Raw genomic sequence first — 15,307 nt, 5'->3', positions numbered from 1 at the left:
ATGGAACGCTGATGAAACTCAAACCGCTGTTGTTGCTGGCCGCCGTCCCCGTTGTCGGGGCACTGGGTTTTCTGGGCTGGCAGCATTACTGGCCGGTGCAGGCCGCCTCCGGCTGGAGCACGCGCCTGGTCTACGACAAGGTCGAGAAGGCCGCGGGCCTGGGCCTGGACGGCGCCAACGTGTTGGTCACCGAGGAACTGCGTGACGACAAGGGCCGCCTGAGCAGTATCGCCCCGGACGGCACCCGCACGGTGATTGTCGACGGCCTGACCAAGCCCGACGGCCTGGCACCCTTCCTGGGTGGCCACGCCTTCAGCCAGGAGTTCGACAACAAGCCAGTGCAGTTGCTCAAGGACGGCAAGGTCACCCAGCTGTTCATGGGCCGCGACGTGCAGGGCCTGAAGGCCGACGGCGACAAGCTGTACGCCATCGAGGACCGCCACGACGACGGCCGGCTGATGCGCTACGACGCCGCCGACGGCTCGCTGACCGTGCTGCGCGACAAGCTGGCGCAGACCGAGTCGGTGGAGCTCTGCCCCGGTGGCAAGCTGCTGTACACGGTGAAGAAGGAAGGCGTGATCCGCCAGTTCGACGAATCGGGCAAGGACCCGGTGTACGTGGCCGGCATCACCAACCCCACGTTCATCCTGTGCGACAAGCGCGGGCTATGGATAGTGGAAGACCAGACGCACCTGGCGCGGCTGTGGCTGCGCACGCCGGATGGCAAGCTGCAGGTGATCCTGTCGCACCTGCGGGCGCCGCAGGAGTTGCTGCCTACGGGCGACAATACGTATCTACTGGCTGAGGGTGGGCGTAATCGGGTGATCGAGCTTAAGGCGGAGTAGCGGCGGGACGCGGCCTGTGGCCGCTGCTACAGGGTGTGTAGCAGCGGCCGAAGGCCGCGTCCAGCAACCTCAGATATTCAACACGTTCAACACGCGCGAAGGCGCGCTTTCGTCGATCGCCAGGTTGACGAAGTCGAACAGGTTGCGGTCCGCGAGCTGCGACGGCACCACGTTCTGCAGGCCGCGGAAGATGCTCTCGGTGCGCCCCGGGTGCTTGCGCTCCCACTCCACCAGCATGTCCTTGACCACCTGGCGCTGCAGGTTCTCCTGGGAGCCGCACAGGTTGCACGGGATGATCGGGAACTGCTTCAGGTCCGAATACGCCTGGATGTCCTTCTCGTTGCAGTACGCCAGCGGGCGGATCACCACGTTGCGGCCGTCGTCGGCGCGCAGCTTGGGGGGCATGGCCTTCATGCTGCCGTTGAAGAACATGTTCAGGAAGAAGGTCTCGACGATGTCGTCGCGGTGGTGCCCCAGGGCCATCTTGGTGGCGCCGATCTCGTCCGCGAAGGTGTACAGGGTGCCACGGCGCAGGCGCGAGCACAGCGAGCAGGTGGTCTTGCCTTCCGGAATCAGCTCCTTCACCACCGAGTAGGTGTCTTTCTCGACGATGTGGTATTCCACGCCCAGCTCTTTGAGGTAGGCCGGCAGCACGTGCTCGGGGAAGCCAGGCTGCTTCTGGTCCATGTTCACGGCGACGATGTCGAACTTGATCGGCGCAACCTTCTGCAGGTGCAGCAGCACGTCGAGCATGGTGTAGCTGTCCTTGCCGCCCGACAGGCAGACCATGACCTTGTCACCGTCCTCGATCATGTTGTAGTCGGCGACGGCTTCGCCCGCCAGCCGGCGAAGGCGTTTCTGCAGTTTGTTCTGGTTGACCGAAAGGGTGCCCATGGCGCTTGAAATCCGCGTGGTGAGACGAAAAGCCGGGCATTTTACCTGTAAAGACGGCGCGGGGGTACGGTATCTGGTCAACTCACCCACCCGCCCAGGCAAATACTGCAAAGTCATTACAGCCCGCCCCTACAGCGCGATTTGCTCTAAAACTGCCGACATCTGCGCCCTATACTCCCGTGTGAGGCTGTAACTACCGTAGGAGTGACTGGCATGATCCATCACGTCGTGGGGTTGTTCACCCATCCCGATCAAGAATGGCACCAGATCCGTGGCGAAGAAGAATCCATCGGCCACATGTACCTCACCCACACCCTGATATTGGCGGCGATACCGCCCATATCGGCGTTCATCGGCACCACCAAGGTGGGTTGGGTGATCGGCAACCGGGCGCCGGTGATGCTGACCCTCGACAGCGCCATCTGGATGACCATCATGTCGTACATCGCCATGCTGGCCGGCGTGGCGGTGATGGGCGCGTTCATTCACTGGATGGCCCGCACCTACGACGCCAGCCCTAGCCTGGCGCGCTGCATTGCCTTTGCCACCTACACCGCCACGCCGCTGTTCATTGGCGGCCTGGCGGCGCTGTACCCGCACCTGTGGCTGGGCATGATGGTAGGCACCGCCGCCATCTGCTACACCGTGTACCTGCTGTACGTGGGCCTGCCCACCTTCATGAACATCCACGCCGACGAGGGGTTCCTGTTCTCAAGCTCGGTGCTGGCGGTGGGCCTGGTGGTGCTGGTGGCGATCATGGCGTTCACGGTGATCATCTGGGGGCTGGGCGTAGGCCCGGTCTACACCAACTGAACAGCGCTGGCCGCCCGGCGACGGGCGGCTCGGCATGCCCTTGTGGTTGCGGCATAATCGGCACATATGGAGTGTCGTCTAGCATGCCCGAAGTACTCAATTCCCGCGTCGAATCCTGTTTCCAGCAAGCCGAAGCCTTCTTCAAACGTTCCTTCGCCCGCCCCCAGGTGAGCTTTAAGCTGCGCGGGCAGAAAGCCGGCGTTGCCCACCTGCACGAGAACCTGCTGCGCTTCAACCCGCAGCTGTACCGCGAGAACAGCGAAGACTTCCTGCGCCAGACCGTGCCCCACGAGGTGGCCCACCTGGTGGCGCACCAGCTGTTCGGCGACCGCATCGCGCCCCATGGCGAGGAGTGGCAGCTGATCATGCGTGGCGTGTACGAGCTGCCGCCCAACCGCTGCCACACCTATGAGGTCAAGCGCCGGCGGGTGACGCGCTATATCTACCGCTGCCCCTGCGCCGACAGCGACTTCCCGTTCAGCGCCCAGCGCCACAGCCTGGTGCGCCAGGGCCGGCGGTACCTATGCAGGCGTTGCCGGCACACGCTGGTGTTCACCGGCGAGACCCGCGTCGAATAACGCGCAGGCATGAAAAAACCCATCCGAAGATGGGTTTTTCTTTTGCGCCAGCGCTTAACGCGGAGCGTCGACTGCCACGGCTTCGTGGGCTTCAGCCACTTCGATGGCGGTAGGGCCTGCGGCCAGTTGCGCCTTCATGGTGTCTTCGTCCAGCTCGCCTACCCACTTGGCAACCACCAGGGTGGCCACGGCGTTGCCGACCAGGTTGGTCAGGGCGCGGGCTTCGGACATGAAGCGGTCGATGCCCAGGATCAGCGCCAGGCCAGCCACCGGCAGGTGGCCAACGGCCGACAGGGTGGCGGCCAGCACGATGAAGCCGCTACCGGTAACGCCGGCGGCGCCCTTGGAGGAGATCAGCAGCACCGCCAGCAAGGTCAGCTGGTGGAACAGGTCCATGTGCGTGTCGGTGGCCTGGGCGATGAACACTGCGGCCATGGTCAGGTAGATGGCGGTGCCGTCCAGGTTGAACGAGTAGCCGGTAGGAATCACCAGGCCAACCACCGACTTCTGCGCGCCCAGGCGCTCCAGCTTCACCAGCATGCGCGGCAGGGCCGATTCCGATGAGGAGGTACCCAGCACGATCAGCAGTTCTTCACGGATATAGCGCACCAGCTTGATGATGCTGAAACCGTGGAAGCGTGCGATCGAGCCCAGCACCAGCAGCACGAACAGGATGCAGGTGATGTAGAAGCAGATCATCAGCTGGCCGAGCTGCACCAGCGAGCTCACGCCGTAGGCGCCAATGGTGAAGGCCATGGCACCCAGCGCACCCAGGGGGGCCAGCTTCATGATCATGCTGATGATGTTGAACATCACGTGGGCGAACCGGTCGATCAGGTCCAGCAGCGGCTTGCCATAGGCGCCCAGGCGGTGCAGGGCGAAGCCGAACAGCACGGCGAACATCAGCACTTGCAGGATGTCACCGGTGGCGAAGGCGCCGACGATGGTGTTGGGGATGATGTTCAGGAAGAACGCGATCACGCTCTGGTCTTTACCGGCGGCCACGTAGGTGGCGACCTTGGAGGCGTCCAGGGTGGCGGGGTCGATGTGCATGCCGTTGCCCGGGCCAACCACGTTGACCACGACCAGGCCGATCAGCAGGGCGATGGTGGAGACGATCTCGAAGTACAGCAGCGCGTAGCCACCGGTCTTGCCCACGGCCTTCATGCTTTCCATGCCGGCGATGCCGCTGACCACGGTGCAGAAGATGATGGGGGCGATGACCATTTTGATCAGTTTGATGAACCCGTCGCCCAGTGGCTTCAGGGTTACCGCGGTGTCAGGGTAGAAGTGCCCCAACGCGATACCGATGATGATCGCGATGATCACCTGGAAATACAGCGATTTGTACAGTGGCTGACGAGTCGTCATTGCAAGTTCCTCAAGTGCATCGCCTGGCATCCATTCCTGTGATGCACACGACACCTAAAGCACGAACCCTCCTGTACTGGAGGGATTTATTGTCGAGCTGCGCGCGGCAGACCTTGCGACTTGTATCGCAAGGGCCGTGCCAGGTCGCGCGCCAAGGCGAACGGTCAATGATTGTGGGGGTTGGGTGCCATCATGTTAGCCACTATTGGGGAACTTGCCTGGCGGAAATCCGCCATTTGCCCGGGACAACTTCCGCCACATGGCGGATTTCCGCCGCAATATTGCGTAACGGCTGGACGCAGCCTGGCGGCAGCTGCTACACATTTCCTGTAGCAGCGGCCGAAGGCCGCGTCACAGCCACCCCGCAATTCCCGTAGCAGCGGCCGAAGGCCGCGTCACCGGCTATCCCTACCTAAAGGTATAGCCCACTTCAGAGCGGTTTAAAGCGCACCCGGAACGCCGCCCCACCCAAGGGCGAATCATCCAGGATCAGCTGCGCGTCATAGCTTTCGATGATGTCCTTGACCACCGCCAGGCCAATACCCTGCCCCGGGTTCTGCCGGTCCAGCCGCTCACCCCGTTGCAGGATACGCGCGCGCTGGCTCTCGGGCACGCCCGGGCCGTCGTCCTCGATGCTCAGCTGGGTGCCGAACTCGCCAGAGGCCAGGCTCACCCGCACCTCGCCCAGGCACAGGCGGTAGGCGTTCTCCAGCAGGTTGCCGAGCATTTCCAGTAGCGCGCCCTCCTCCATCGGCACCTGGGCCGAGTCAGCCACATGAAAACTGACGTGCACGCGCTTGTCGCGGTACACCTTGGCCAGGGTGCTGCAGAGGCTGTCCAGCAGCGGCATCAGCAGCACCTGGTGGCGCACCAGGCCACTCTTGCGCAGGCTGGCGCGCTGCAGCTGGTAGCCGATCTGCTGGCTCATGCGCTCGATCTGGCTTTGCAGGATGCGCGCCTGCTCGATGTTCTCCGGGCGCTGGGCGATGGTCTCGCTCACGCCCTGCAGCACCGCCAGGGGCGTCTTCAGGCTGTGGGCCAGGTCGCCCAGGGAATCACGGTAGCGGCCGCGCTGCTCGCGCTCGCTGCTGAGCAGGCGGTTCAGCGAGCCGGTCAGGCGCAGCAGTTCGCGCGGGTGGGTCTCGCTGAGGCTGTCACGCTGGCCGGATTCGATCTGGTCCAGCTCCAGGCTCAGCTGGCGCAGGGCGCGCAGGCCCCAGGTCAGGCCGGCCCACAGCAGCACCAGCAGGGCCAGCAACGCGGCGCCGAAGCCCAGCGAGAGCTTCTCGCGCAGGCCCGAGAGAATCATCTTGTAGCCCTTCACCGATTGCAGGGCGACGATGCTGTAAGCCGCGCTCTTGCCGCCCAGCAGCTTCACCTCCACGTCGTAGACGAAGTACTCCTCGCCATTGGGCTCGTGGATGTGCGCGAACTGCGCACCCATGCCGTCATAGCGCGGCTTGTAGTTGATACTCTGTTCGGTGGTGGCCCGCGAGCGCCATACCAGCTCGCCCTCGCGGTTGTAGATGTAGCCCAGCAGGCGGCTGTCGGGCAGGTTGTAGCGCTCGTCGGGCAGCAGGTCGGGCATCTGCAGCTTGCCGTTCTCGACCCGGGCGGCAGAGATCAGGGTGGTCACGTCCGACGCCAGGCGCTGCTCGATGGACTCGCGCAGCGCCAGGCTGAAGGTGCTTTGCAACGCTGGCAGCAGGCCGATCATGAACAGCACCGACAGCAGGAAGGCCGCCAGCATCAACCGTACGCGCAGCGATCGAATCATTTACACCGCTCGGTGAACAGGTAGCCCAGGCCGCGCACGGTCTCGATGGGCTTGAAGCCGTTGGTGCCTTCCAGCTTGCGGCGCAGGCGGCCCACCAGCACTTCGATCACGTTCGGGTCGCGCTCGTCGTCGTCCGGGTACAGCTGTTCCATCAGGCGGTCCTTGGCCACCACCTGCTGGTGATGACGCATGAGGTATTCGAGAATGCGGTATTCGTAGGCGGTCAGGGCCAGGGGCTGCTCGTCCAGGCTCGCCTGCTTGCGGTTGAGGTCCAGCAGCAGGGGGCCGGCGACGATGGTCGACTGGATGAAACCGCTGGAGCGGCGCAGCAGGGCGTTGAGGCGCGCTTCCAGCTCTTCGAACTGGAAGGGTTTTACCACGTAGTCATCGGCGCCGGTAGCCAGGCCTTCGACCTTGTCCTGCCAGTTGCCGCGGGCGGTGAGGATCAGCACCGGGAAGGCCTTGCCGTCGGCGCGCAGGCGCCGAATCAGCTCCAGGCCACCCATGCCGGGCAGGCCCAGGTCGACCACGGCCAGGTCATGATTGTACTGCGAGGCCTGGTACAAGGCTTCCTCTGCATTGGCCACGGCCTCCACCACATGACCGCTCTCGGTCAGGCGGGTATACAAGTGGTGCCGCAACAGCGCCTCATCTTCTACCACCAGCAGTTTCATAGTGCTCCCCGGTTGGTGCCCTGCTTTGCGGGCCGCCGTGTTACCTCGTCCGTATGACGGCACCGGGCGCTTGCACGAACAAGCCCCGGCGCCAAGAGTGTACCTGTAACAAGCTTAGTCAGGCAGCGCTGAACCCTTACTGAACCAGCCATGGTCTAGGCTGAGCTGACTGCTTATACGAGGAGCCACGAACATGCGTGTACTGTTGATGTGCCTGCTGCTGGCGGCCAGCACCCTGGCCCAGGCCGAAATCAAGACCCAGGAACTGCACTACAAGGACCTCAATGGCACGCCGCTGGTGGGTTACTTTGCCTACGACGATGCCATCCAGGGCCCACGCCCCGGCGTGGTGGTGGTGCACGAATGGTGGGGCCTGAACGACTACGCCAAGGGCCGCGCCCGCGCCCTCGCCGCCCTGGGCTACAGCGCCCTGGCCATCGACATGTACGGCGACGGCAAGAACACCGAGCACCCGAAAGATGCCATGGCCTTCATGCAGGAAGCCTCGGCCAACGCCCAGGTCTCCAGTGCCCGTTTCGATGCCGGCGTGCAACTGCTTAAAAAGCAGCCGCAGACCAACCCGGCGAAAATCGCCGCCATCGGCTACTGCTTCGGCGGCACCGTGGTGCTCAACGCCGCCCGCCATGGTGAAAGCCTGGCCGGTGTAGTGAGCTTCCACGGCGGCCTGGCGGCCAAGACCCGGGCCACCAAGGGCAGCGTGAAAACCCCGATCCTGGTGGAGCACGGCGAGCTGGACAGCATGAGCACGCCCAAGGACGTGGCGGACTTCAAGACCGAGATGTCCACCGCCGGGGTCAACTACCAATTCGTGGTGCAGCCCGGCGCCAAGCATGGCTTCACCAACCCCGACGCCGACCGCCTGGCCCATGGCGACCATGGCGGCCCGGACATTGGCTACAACAAGGCCGCCGACGAGAAATCCTGGGCGGACATGCAGGCGTTCCTGAAGAAGGTATTCGGCTGACCCGGACGCGGCCTGTAGCAGCGGCCGCAGGCCGCGTCCCGCCAAACCTGCGCGGTAAACATTTATGGCAAACTACCGCCATGAACGCGCCCATCGCCTGCTGCACCGCCCCCCACGCCCACTGGCCCCTGCCCTTCGCCCTCCCCGGCGTGGTGCTGGCCAGCAACCGCTTCGACCCCAAGGCCCTGGCCGCCGACGATTTCGTCCGCGCCGGCATCCAGCCGCCCGCCAACATCCAGCGCTCGGTCGCCAAGCGCCAGGCCGAATTCCTCGCCGGCCGCCTGTGCGCCCGCAGCGCCCTGCAGCAGTTGGCCGACATCGATCACGTGCCCGCCATCGGCGAGGACCGCGCGCCCATCTGGCCAGCCGGCATCAGCGGCTCCATCACCCACGGCACCGGCTGGGCCGGCGCCGTCGTCGCCCGCAGCGGCGTTTGGCAAGGCCTGGGCCTGGACATGGAAACCCTGCTGGGCGACGACCGCGCCGCGCGCCTGGCGGGGGAAATCCTCACCCCAGGCGAGCTGGCGCGCATGGACCCGGCCCAGCTGTCACTGACCGTGACCCTGACCTTCTCCATCAAGGAAAGCCTGTTCAAGGCGCTCTACCCGATCGTCGGCCAGCGCTTCTATTTCGAGCATGCCGAGGTGCTGGGGTGGGACGCCGCCGGCAGGGTGCGCATGCGCCTGCTGACGGACCTGTCAGCGCAGTGGTGCCATGGACGCGAGATCGAAGGGCAGTTCGGGCTGGAGAACGATCACCTGCTGAGCCTGGTGGCGATACAAGCCTGACACCGATCCCGTAGCCGCTGCCGCCAGGCTGCGCTGGGCCGTGTGAACCCTGGAGATCTTCAGCGAGGCGCAGGGCCAGCGCAGCCTTCGGCAGCGGCTACGGGCCAACCAACGGGCAATGCTCGCAATGGCCCACCCAACCAACCTTGTACGCCAGGCAGCAACTGCGCCGCTGGCGCTTGCCATCGGGCAGGTAGCGCACCGGCTCATATAAAGGGTTGCCACGGCCATCCGCCGCCTTGCGCGAATGCAGCAGCGCCAGCGCCGGCCCCACCGCCACGCCCAGCGCCTGCAGGCGCACCGTGGCCTGCTCCAGGTAATCGCCGGCGTTGCCCCACAGCACCGCCGTCGGCACCTCGCCATAGGCACTCAGGCGCTCGATGAACGGCCGCAGGCTGGCCTGCACCACCGGCTCCAGCGACTCATCGGCCTCGCCCGGCTCGCCCTCCTCCAGCAGCTTCACCGCCAGCGGCAAGCCACGCTCGTTGAGCACCAGCCCCAGTTGGTCCAGTTGCAGCGGCAGGTACCAGCCATGCACCAGCTGCGTCACCAGGATGGCCGGCCACCAATGCATAAAAAAATACTTCGACCATTGGGAAACCAACACCGGCTTCTGCTCATCGAACAGCGGCTGCCCATAGATGCGTAAAAGTGCCGCATCCAGCTCGGCCGCCTGCAGGGCCTGGTGCAGCGGTTGCGCTGGCCTCGAGTCGTCCATGGGCAACAGGCCCTGTAGGAAAGCGGCGTAGGGACCAGTGGTCCAGTCGTGGTTCATCGGGACTCCAAAGGGCGCTGCGGGGAGCCGTCGAGCGCTTGAAACAACAGCATGCCAAAAACGTGTCGGTGGCTGTGTTTTTTTGTGTTAGGGTGCGCGCCCGCAAAAAACCGAGCGCCTATTTTGCCTCACGAAAATGCCGGACAAATGGTCTTCGGTACGTGAGACACGGCCTACGCGGGCTACGCCGTTTCCTACACAAATTACTCACAAGTTATCCACAGAACACTCTGTTGCAATCCTGCCGAAGGGGCCTTATCTTGTATCGCCGGCGCGATGAACCACTACATGTTGGGTTTTCATCAAATTGCCAACCATATTTTTTACGCTAATCTCAAGCCTGTTTTAACGCTCTGACCTCTTTTTTTTTTGCTCTTTTAAATCACCGCGAACGGTACCAGCACGGCCAATGGCCGGTGGCTGGATATTTTCCGTTCCGGTGTGCCCCCAGGGATGGCTCTGCAAAACCACTCCTGGCCGTTTCGACATATTTCTGACCCCGGAGAAACCGATGCAGACCGACACAACTCGCGAGAACCCAGCGGGCAAGGCGCCCCAGGCTACAGAGTCCAACCTGGACCTGAACGCCACCGCGCCGGGCCAACTGCGCGTGATCAAGCGCAACGGCACCGTCGTCGCCTACACCGACGACAAGATCACCGTCGCCATCACCAAGGCATTCCTCGCAGTTGAAGGCGGCACCGCTGCCGCCTCGTCGCGCATCCACGACACCGTGGCGCGCCTGACCGAACAAGTCACCGCCACCTTCAAGCGTCGCATGCCTTCGGGCGGCACCATCCACATCGAGGAAATCCAGGACCAGGTCGAACTGGCCCTGATGCGTGCCGGCGAGCAGAAAGTGGCCCGCGACTACGTCATCTACCGTGACGCCCGCTCGAAAGAACGCGCCGTGCGCACCACCGCCGAAGCCCCGGTCGATGCCCACCCAAGCATCCGCATCACCCTGGCCGACGGCTCCCTGGCGCCGCTGGACATGGGCCGCCTGAACACCATCATCACCGAAGCGTGCGAAGGCCTGGCCGAAGTCGACGGCGACCTGATCCAGCGCGAAACCCTGAAGAACCTGTACGACGGCGTGGCCCTGAAAGACGTCAACACCGCCCTGGTGATGACCGCCCGTACCCTGGTAGAGCGCGAGCCGAACTACTCGTTCGTGACCGCCCGCCTGCTGATGGACACCCTGCGCGCCGAAGGCCTGGGCTTCCTGGAAGTGGCCGACAGCGCCACCCACCACGAGATGGCCGACCTGTACGCCAAGGCACTGCCTGCCTACGTGGCAAAAGGCATCGAGTTCGAACTGCTGAACCCGGTACTGGCCGAGTTCGACCTGGTGAAACTGGGCAACGCCATCAACCACGAGCGCGACCAGCAGTTCACCTACCTGGGCCTGCAAACCCTGTACGACCGCTACTTCATCCACAAGGATGGCGTGCGTTTCGAACTGCCGCAGATCTTCTTCATGCGCGTGGCCATGGGCCTGGCGATCGAAGAGAAGCAACGCGAAGACCGCGCGATCGAGTTCTACAACCTGCTGTCGTCCTTCGACTACATGGCCTCGACCCCGACCCTGTTCAACGCCGGTACCCTGCGTCCACAGCTGTCCAGCTGCTACCTGACCACCGTGCCGGATGACCTGTCGGGCATCTACCACGCCATCCACGACAACGCCATGCTGTCCAAATTCGCCGGCGGCCTGGGCAACGACTGGACTCCGGTCCGTGCGCTGGGTTCGTACATCAAGGGCACCAACGGCAAGTCCCAGGGCGTCGTACCCTTCCTGAAAGTGGTGAACGACACCGCCGTGGCCGTGAACCAGGGTGGCAAGCGCAAGGGCGCTGTCTGTGCCTACCTGGAAACCTGGCACCTGGACATCGAAGAGTTCATCGAACTGCGCAAGAACACCGGTGATGACCGTCGTCGTACCCACGACATGAACACCGCCAACTGGATCCCTGACCTGTTCATGAAGCGCGTCTTCGATGACGGCAAGTGGACCCTGTTCTCGCCGAACGAAGTGCCAGACCTGCACGACCTGACCGGCAAGGCCTTCGAAGAGCGCTACGAGTACTACGAAGCCCTGACCGAGTACAACAAGATCAAGGTGTTCAAGACCATCCAGGCCAAAGACCTGTGGCGCAAGATGCTGTCGATGTTGTTCGAGACCGGCCACCCATGGTTGACCTTCAAGGACCCATGCAACCTGCGTTCGCCGCAGCAGCACGTGGGCGTGGTCCACAGCTCGAACCTCTGCACCGAGATCACCCTGAACACCAACAAGGACGAGATCGCCGTCTGCAACCTGGGCTCCATCAACCTGCCGAACCACATCGTCGACGGCAAGCTGGACACCGCCAAGCTGCAGCGCACCGTGAACACCGCAGTCCGCATGCTCGATAACGTTATCGACATCAACTACTACTCGGTGCCACAGGCCAAGAACTCGAACTTCAAGCACCGTCCAGTCGGCCTGGGCATCATGGGCTTCCAGGACGCGCTGTACCTGCAGCACATCCCGTACGGTTCCGACGCTGCCGTCGAGTTCGCCGACAAGTCCATGGAAGCGGTGAGCTACTTCGCCATCCAGGCTTCCTGCGACCTGGCCGACGAGCGCGGCGCCTACGAGACCTTCCAGGGTTCGCTGTGGTCCAAGGGCATCCTGCCACTGGACTCGCAACAGATCCTGATCGAAGCGCGTGGCCAGAAGTACATCGACGTCGACCTGAACGAATCGCTGGACTGGGCCCCGGTCCGTGCCCGCGTGCAGAAAGGCATTCGTAACTCGAACATCATGGCCATCGCACCGACCGCCACCATCGCCAACATCACTGGCGTGTCGCAGTCGATCGAACCGACCTACCAGAACCTGTACGTGAAATCGAACCTGTCGGGCGAATTCACCGTGATCAACCCGTACCTGGTACGCGACCTGAAGGCCCGCGGCCTGTGGGACGCGGTCATGATCAACGACCTGAAGTACTACGACGGTTCCGTGCAGCAGATCGAGCGCATCCCGCAAGAGCTCAAAGACCTCTACGCGACCGCCTTCGAAGTGGAAACCAAGTGGATCGTCGACGCCGCCAGCCGTCGCCAGAAGTGGATCGACCAGGCTCAGTCGCTGAACCTGTACATCGCCGGCGCCTCGGGCAAGAAACTGGACGTGACCTACCGCATGGCCTGGTACCGTGGCCTGAAAACCACCTACTACCTCCGTGCCCTGGCCGCGACCAGCACCGAGAAGTCGACCATCAACACCGGCAAGCTGAACGCCGTGTCGAGCGGTGGTGACAGCGCACCTGTACAGGCAGCGGGCCCAGCGCCAGTGCCTAAGGCTTGCGCGATTGACGAGCCGGATTGCGAAGCTTGCCAATAAGGCTTAGCTAGCAGCACGAAAAGGCCAACCTTCGGGTTGGCTTTTTTGTGCCTGCGGTTCTCTGCATCGCCACCTGCTTTACACTACCGACATCAAAAGGAGGCCTCCATGCACGCCATACCCCTTCAGGCCAAGCAGGCGTACTACGCCAAGGTCCGCCGCTCGAACTATCTGGCGAGCCTCCGTCTGGCAGGCTACCCCACCACGCCGGCAGACGCAGAAACGCCCCTCCCCACCCGTGAATCCATCCTGGCCAAATACCGGAAGCCCCCCACCCAAACCACTGGAGGCGCCGACGAAGATTTTTTGTAGCCGCTGCCGCCAGGCTGCGCTGGCCCCCACAGGCAAACACCAGCCCCGTGGGACCGGGCCCTGCCCGGGAAGAGGCCACCCGCCCCCACGTAAAACCCAACCGCGACACACAGCCACACACCCCGGAAACACCCCGAAATCCGCCTTGCGATTCCGCCACCAAAACACTATATTTAGTGCCTGCAAACGCACAGCAACACCACATACGCGATTCGCCCGCCTACTCAGGCAAAACCCGTTTGCAAACAAAGGGCTCCATGACGCCCTATCCAAAATAGCGAATTGATTGCGCCACGATGAACACGGACGCTGCAATATTCCGTATAATCGCGTCCCCCAACACAGGGCAAAAACCATGACGACTTGCATACCTGACTTCGGCCTCAACCCCGCCGTTCACCGCAAGCGTCACTGCTGATTCCGATCATGCGCAGCGGTCGCCACGAAACGTAGCGGCCGGGCAATCCGAACAATTTAGCAATGCCAGCCGTCCAGCCTTCGTGCGCTAAACGGCCAATGGCAACCTCATCTTAAAATCCATCCGGTCGCCCGCGGGCAGACCCAAGCAGGAGCCTTCATCACCATGCTGAGCTGGGACGAATTCGACAAAGAAGACGGCGAACAACCCGCCAAAGGCGCCAACGCCGGCCACGCCGCTGAAGCAGCCATGGACAAACTCGACAGCGCCGGTGCCGGTGCTGCCCAGGAAGCCCGCGCCGTCACCGCCAACGACTCCGCCGCCGTAGCCCGCGCCAAGGCCGCCCTCGACAAGCTCGACGTCGCCGAAGGCCTGGCCGAGCTGGAAGGCTCCGCCGCCCGCGTCGCCGTTGACGAAAAGCGCATGATCAACTGCCGCGCCGACCTCAACCAACTCGTACCGTTCAAGTACGACTGGGCCTGGCAGAAGTACCTGGACGGCTGCGCAAACCACTGGATGCCGCAAGAAGTCAACATGACCGCCGACATCGCCACCTGGCGTAACCCGGAAGGCCTGACCGACGACGAGCGCCGCATCGTCATGCGCAACCTGGGCTTCTTCAGCACCGCCGACTCCCTGGTTGCCAACAACCTGGCCCTGGCCGTGTACCGCCTGATCACCAACCCGGAGTGCCGCCAGTACATCCTGCGCCAGGCCTTCGAAGAGGCGATCCACACCCACGCCTACCAGTACTGCATCGAATCGCTGGGCATGGACGAGGGCGAAATCTTCAACATGTACCACGAGATCCCATCGGTCGCCAAAAAGGCAGCCTGGGGCCTGAAGTACACCCGCGCCATCTCTGACCCGGAATTCAACACCGGCACCCCAGAGACCGACAAGGAACTGCTGCGCAACCTGATCGCCTACTACTGCGTACTGGAAGGCATCTTCTTCTACTGCGGCTTCACCCAGATCCTCTCCATGGGCCGCCGCAATAAAATGACCGGCGTCGCCGAACAGTTCCAGTACATCCTGCGCGACGAGTCGATGCACCTGAACTTCGGTATCGACGTGATCAACCAGATCAAGATCGAAAACCCGCACCTGTGGGACGCCGAGCTGAAGGAAGAAGCTTCGCAGATGATTCTGCAGGGCACCCAGCTGGAAATCGAATACGCGCGTGACACCATGCCTCGCGGCGTGCTGGGCATGAACGCGGCGATGATGGAAGACTACCTGAAGTTCATCGCCAACCGTCGCCTGTCGCAGATTGGCTTGAAGGAAGAATACCCAGGCACTACTAACCCGTTCCCTTGGATGAGCGAGATCATGGACTTGAAGAAGGAGAAGAACTTCTTTGAGACTCGGGTTATTGAGTATCAGACTGGTGGGGCGTTGAGCTGGGATTGATTTCCACCTTACAACCCAATCCAACTTAAAAAAGCCCCCAGCAAGGGGCTTTTTTAATTTCCAGCATGTACGACAGCACTCATCTCAAACACTTTTTGATACGCAGCATTACGAGCGCACGGGCCTCTTGAGCTTTAACCAAGTGACTAGAATCAGGCCTCGAAACGATCACCCCTCTAAGCTCGCATGGTGATATTGTAGTGGTCAACTGATCCCGGACACTGCGTTAAGTTTTTCCTCGGCAACGGCAGGCGCCAAGCCGTCGTTGAACTG

At 62.9% G+C, this 15,307-nt stretch carries 13 protein-coding genes; 8 read left to right on the top strand and 5 right to left on the bottom strand.

Translation table 11 applies throughout. From position 1 onward, the window contains the following. Window positions 1-11 precede the first annotated feature (11 nt). Window positions 12-845: an SMP-30/gluconolactonase/LRE family protein gene (locus ACWKWX_RS10500; protein WP_483827744.1), complete on the top strand. Its 834-nt coding sequence runs from the start codon at window positions 12-14 to the stop codon at window positions 843-845. 69 nt (window positions 846-914) lie between these two features. Here the strand turns inward: ACWKWX_RS10500 and ttcA are convergent, their stop codons facing one another. Beyond that, window positions 915-1,739 (bottom strand): tRNA 2-thiocytidine(32) synthetase TtcA, encoded by an 825-nt coding sequence (gene ttcA, locus ACWKWX_RS10495; RefSeq protein ID WP_027977162.1) that lies wholly within the window; start codon window positions 1,737-1,739, stop codon window positions 915-917. 213 nt (window positions 1,740-1,952) lie between these two features. Here ttcA and ACWKWX_RS10490 point away from each other — a divergent pair, with 213 nt between their 5' ends. Further along, on the top strand, window positions 1,953-2,552 hold the full coding sequence (locus ACWKWX_RS10490) for a Yip1 family protein (RefSeq protein WP_416426428.1): 600 nt from the start codon (window positions 1,953-1,955) through the stop codon (window positions 2,550-2,552). 83 nt (window positions 2,553-2,635) lie between these two features. After that, window positions 2,636-3,130, top strand: coding sequence for a SprT family zinc-dependent metalloprotease (locus tag ACWKWX_RS10485; RefSeq protein WP_416426429.1), 495 nt, complete (start codon window positions 2,636-2,638; stop codon window positions 3,128-3,130). 54 nt (window positions 3,131-3,184) lie between these two features. On the opposite strand, the gene ACWKWX_RS10480 is transcribed toward ACWKWX_RS10485, so the two are convergent. The 3 genes from ACWKWX_RS10480 to ACWKWX_RS10470 all read right to left on the bottom strand — a co-directional run bounded on the left by ACWKWX_RS10480 (window position 3,185) and on the right by ACWKWX_RS10470 (window position 6,952). Then, window positions 3,185-4,501 carry a dicarboxylate/amino acid:cation symporter gene (locus ACWKWX_RS10480; RefSeq protein WP_416426430.1) on the bottom strand — a complete coding sequence of 439 codons (1,317 nt, stop codon included), beginning with the start codon at window positions 4,499-4,501 and terminating at the stop codon, window positions 3,185-3,187. 430 nt (window positions 4,502-4,931) lie between these two features. Further along, window positions 4,932-6,278 (bottom strand): ATP-binding protein, encoded by a 1,347-nt coding sequence (locus ACWKWX_RS10475; RefSeq protein WP_416426432.1) that lies wholly within the window; start codon window positions 6,276-6,278, stop codon window positions 4,932-4,934. Continuing rightward, complete coding sequence (locus tag ACWKWX_RS10470; RefSeq protein ID WP_268149043.1) at window positions 6,275-6,952, bottom strand: response regulator; 678 nt, start codon at window positions 6,950-6,952, stop codon at window positions 6,275-6,277. Before ACWKWX_RS10470 ends, ACWKWX_RS10475 begins: the two co-directional genes overlap by 4 nt. Before the next feature lie 193 nt (window positions 6,953-7,145). Between ACWKWX_RS10470 and ACWKWX_RS10465 the strand changes: the two genes are divergently transcribed. Both ACWKWX_RS10465 and ACWKWX_RS10460 read left to right on the top strand, forming a co-directional pair. Then, window positions 7,146-7,937, top strand: coding sequence for a dienelactone hydrolase family protein (locus ACWKWX_RS10465; RefSeq protein ID WP_416426433.1), 792 nt, complete (start codon window positions 7,146-7,148; stop codon window positions 7,935-7,937). 80 nt (window positions 7,938-8,017) lie between these two features. Beyond that, window positions 8,018-8,725: a 4'-phosphopantetheinyl transferase family protein gene (locus ACWKWX_RS10460; protein WP_416426435.1), complete on the top strand. Its 708-nt coding sequence runs from the start codon at window positions 8,018-8,020 to the stop codon at window positions 8,723-8,725. 97 nt (window positions 8,726-8,822) lie between these two features. Here ACWKWX_RS10460 and fhuF read toward each other — a convergent pair whose 3' ends face one another. Further along, window positions 8,823-9,500, bottom strand: coding sequence for a siderophore-iron reductase FhuF (fhuF, locus tag ACWKWX_RS10455; RefSeq protein ID WP_483827743.1), 678 nt, complete (start codon window positions 9,498-9,500; stop codon window positions 8,823-8,825). Window positions 9,501-10,011: 511 nt separating this feature from the next. Between fhuF and ACWKWX_RS10450 the strand changes: the two genes are divergently transcribed. The 3 genes from ACWKWX_RS10450 to ACWKWX_RS10440 all read left to right on the top strand — a co-directional run bounded on the left by ACWKWX_RS10450 (window position 10,012) and on the right by ACWKWX_RS10440 (window position 15,034). Then, on the top strand, window positions 10,012-12,891 hold the full coding sequence (locus ACWKWX_RS10450) for a ribonucleoside-diphosphate reductase subunit alpha (protein ID WP_473004245.1): 2,880 nt from the start codon (window positions 10,012-10,014) through the stop codon (window positions 12,889-12,891). 108 nt (window positions 12,892-12,999) lie between these two features. Next, window positions 13,000-13,203 (top strand): YhfG family protein, encoded by a 204-nt coding sequence (locus ACWKWX_RS10445; RefSeq protein ID WP_483827742.1) that lies wholly within the window; start codon window positions 13,000-13,002, stop codon window positions 13,201-13,203. A gap of 583 nt (window positions 13,204-13,786) precedes the next feature. Beyond that, window positions 13,787-15,034: a ribonucleotide-diphosphate reductase subunit beta gene (locus ACWKWX_RS10440; RefSeq protein ID WP_416426443.1), complete on the top strand. Its 1,248-nt coding sequence runs from the start codon at window positions 13,787-13,789 to the stop codon at window positions 15,032-15,034. Window positions 15,035-15,307: the final 273 nt, after the last annotated feature.

Source organism: Pseudomonas imperatae (assembly GCF_057128625.1).
This window is presented reverse-complemented; position numbering and strand designations above follow the sequence as displayed.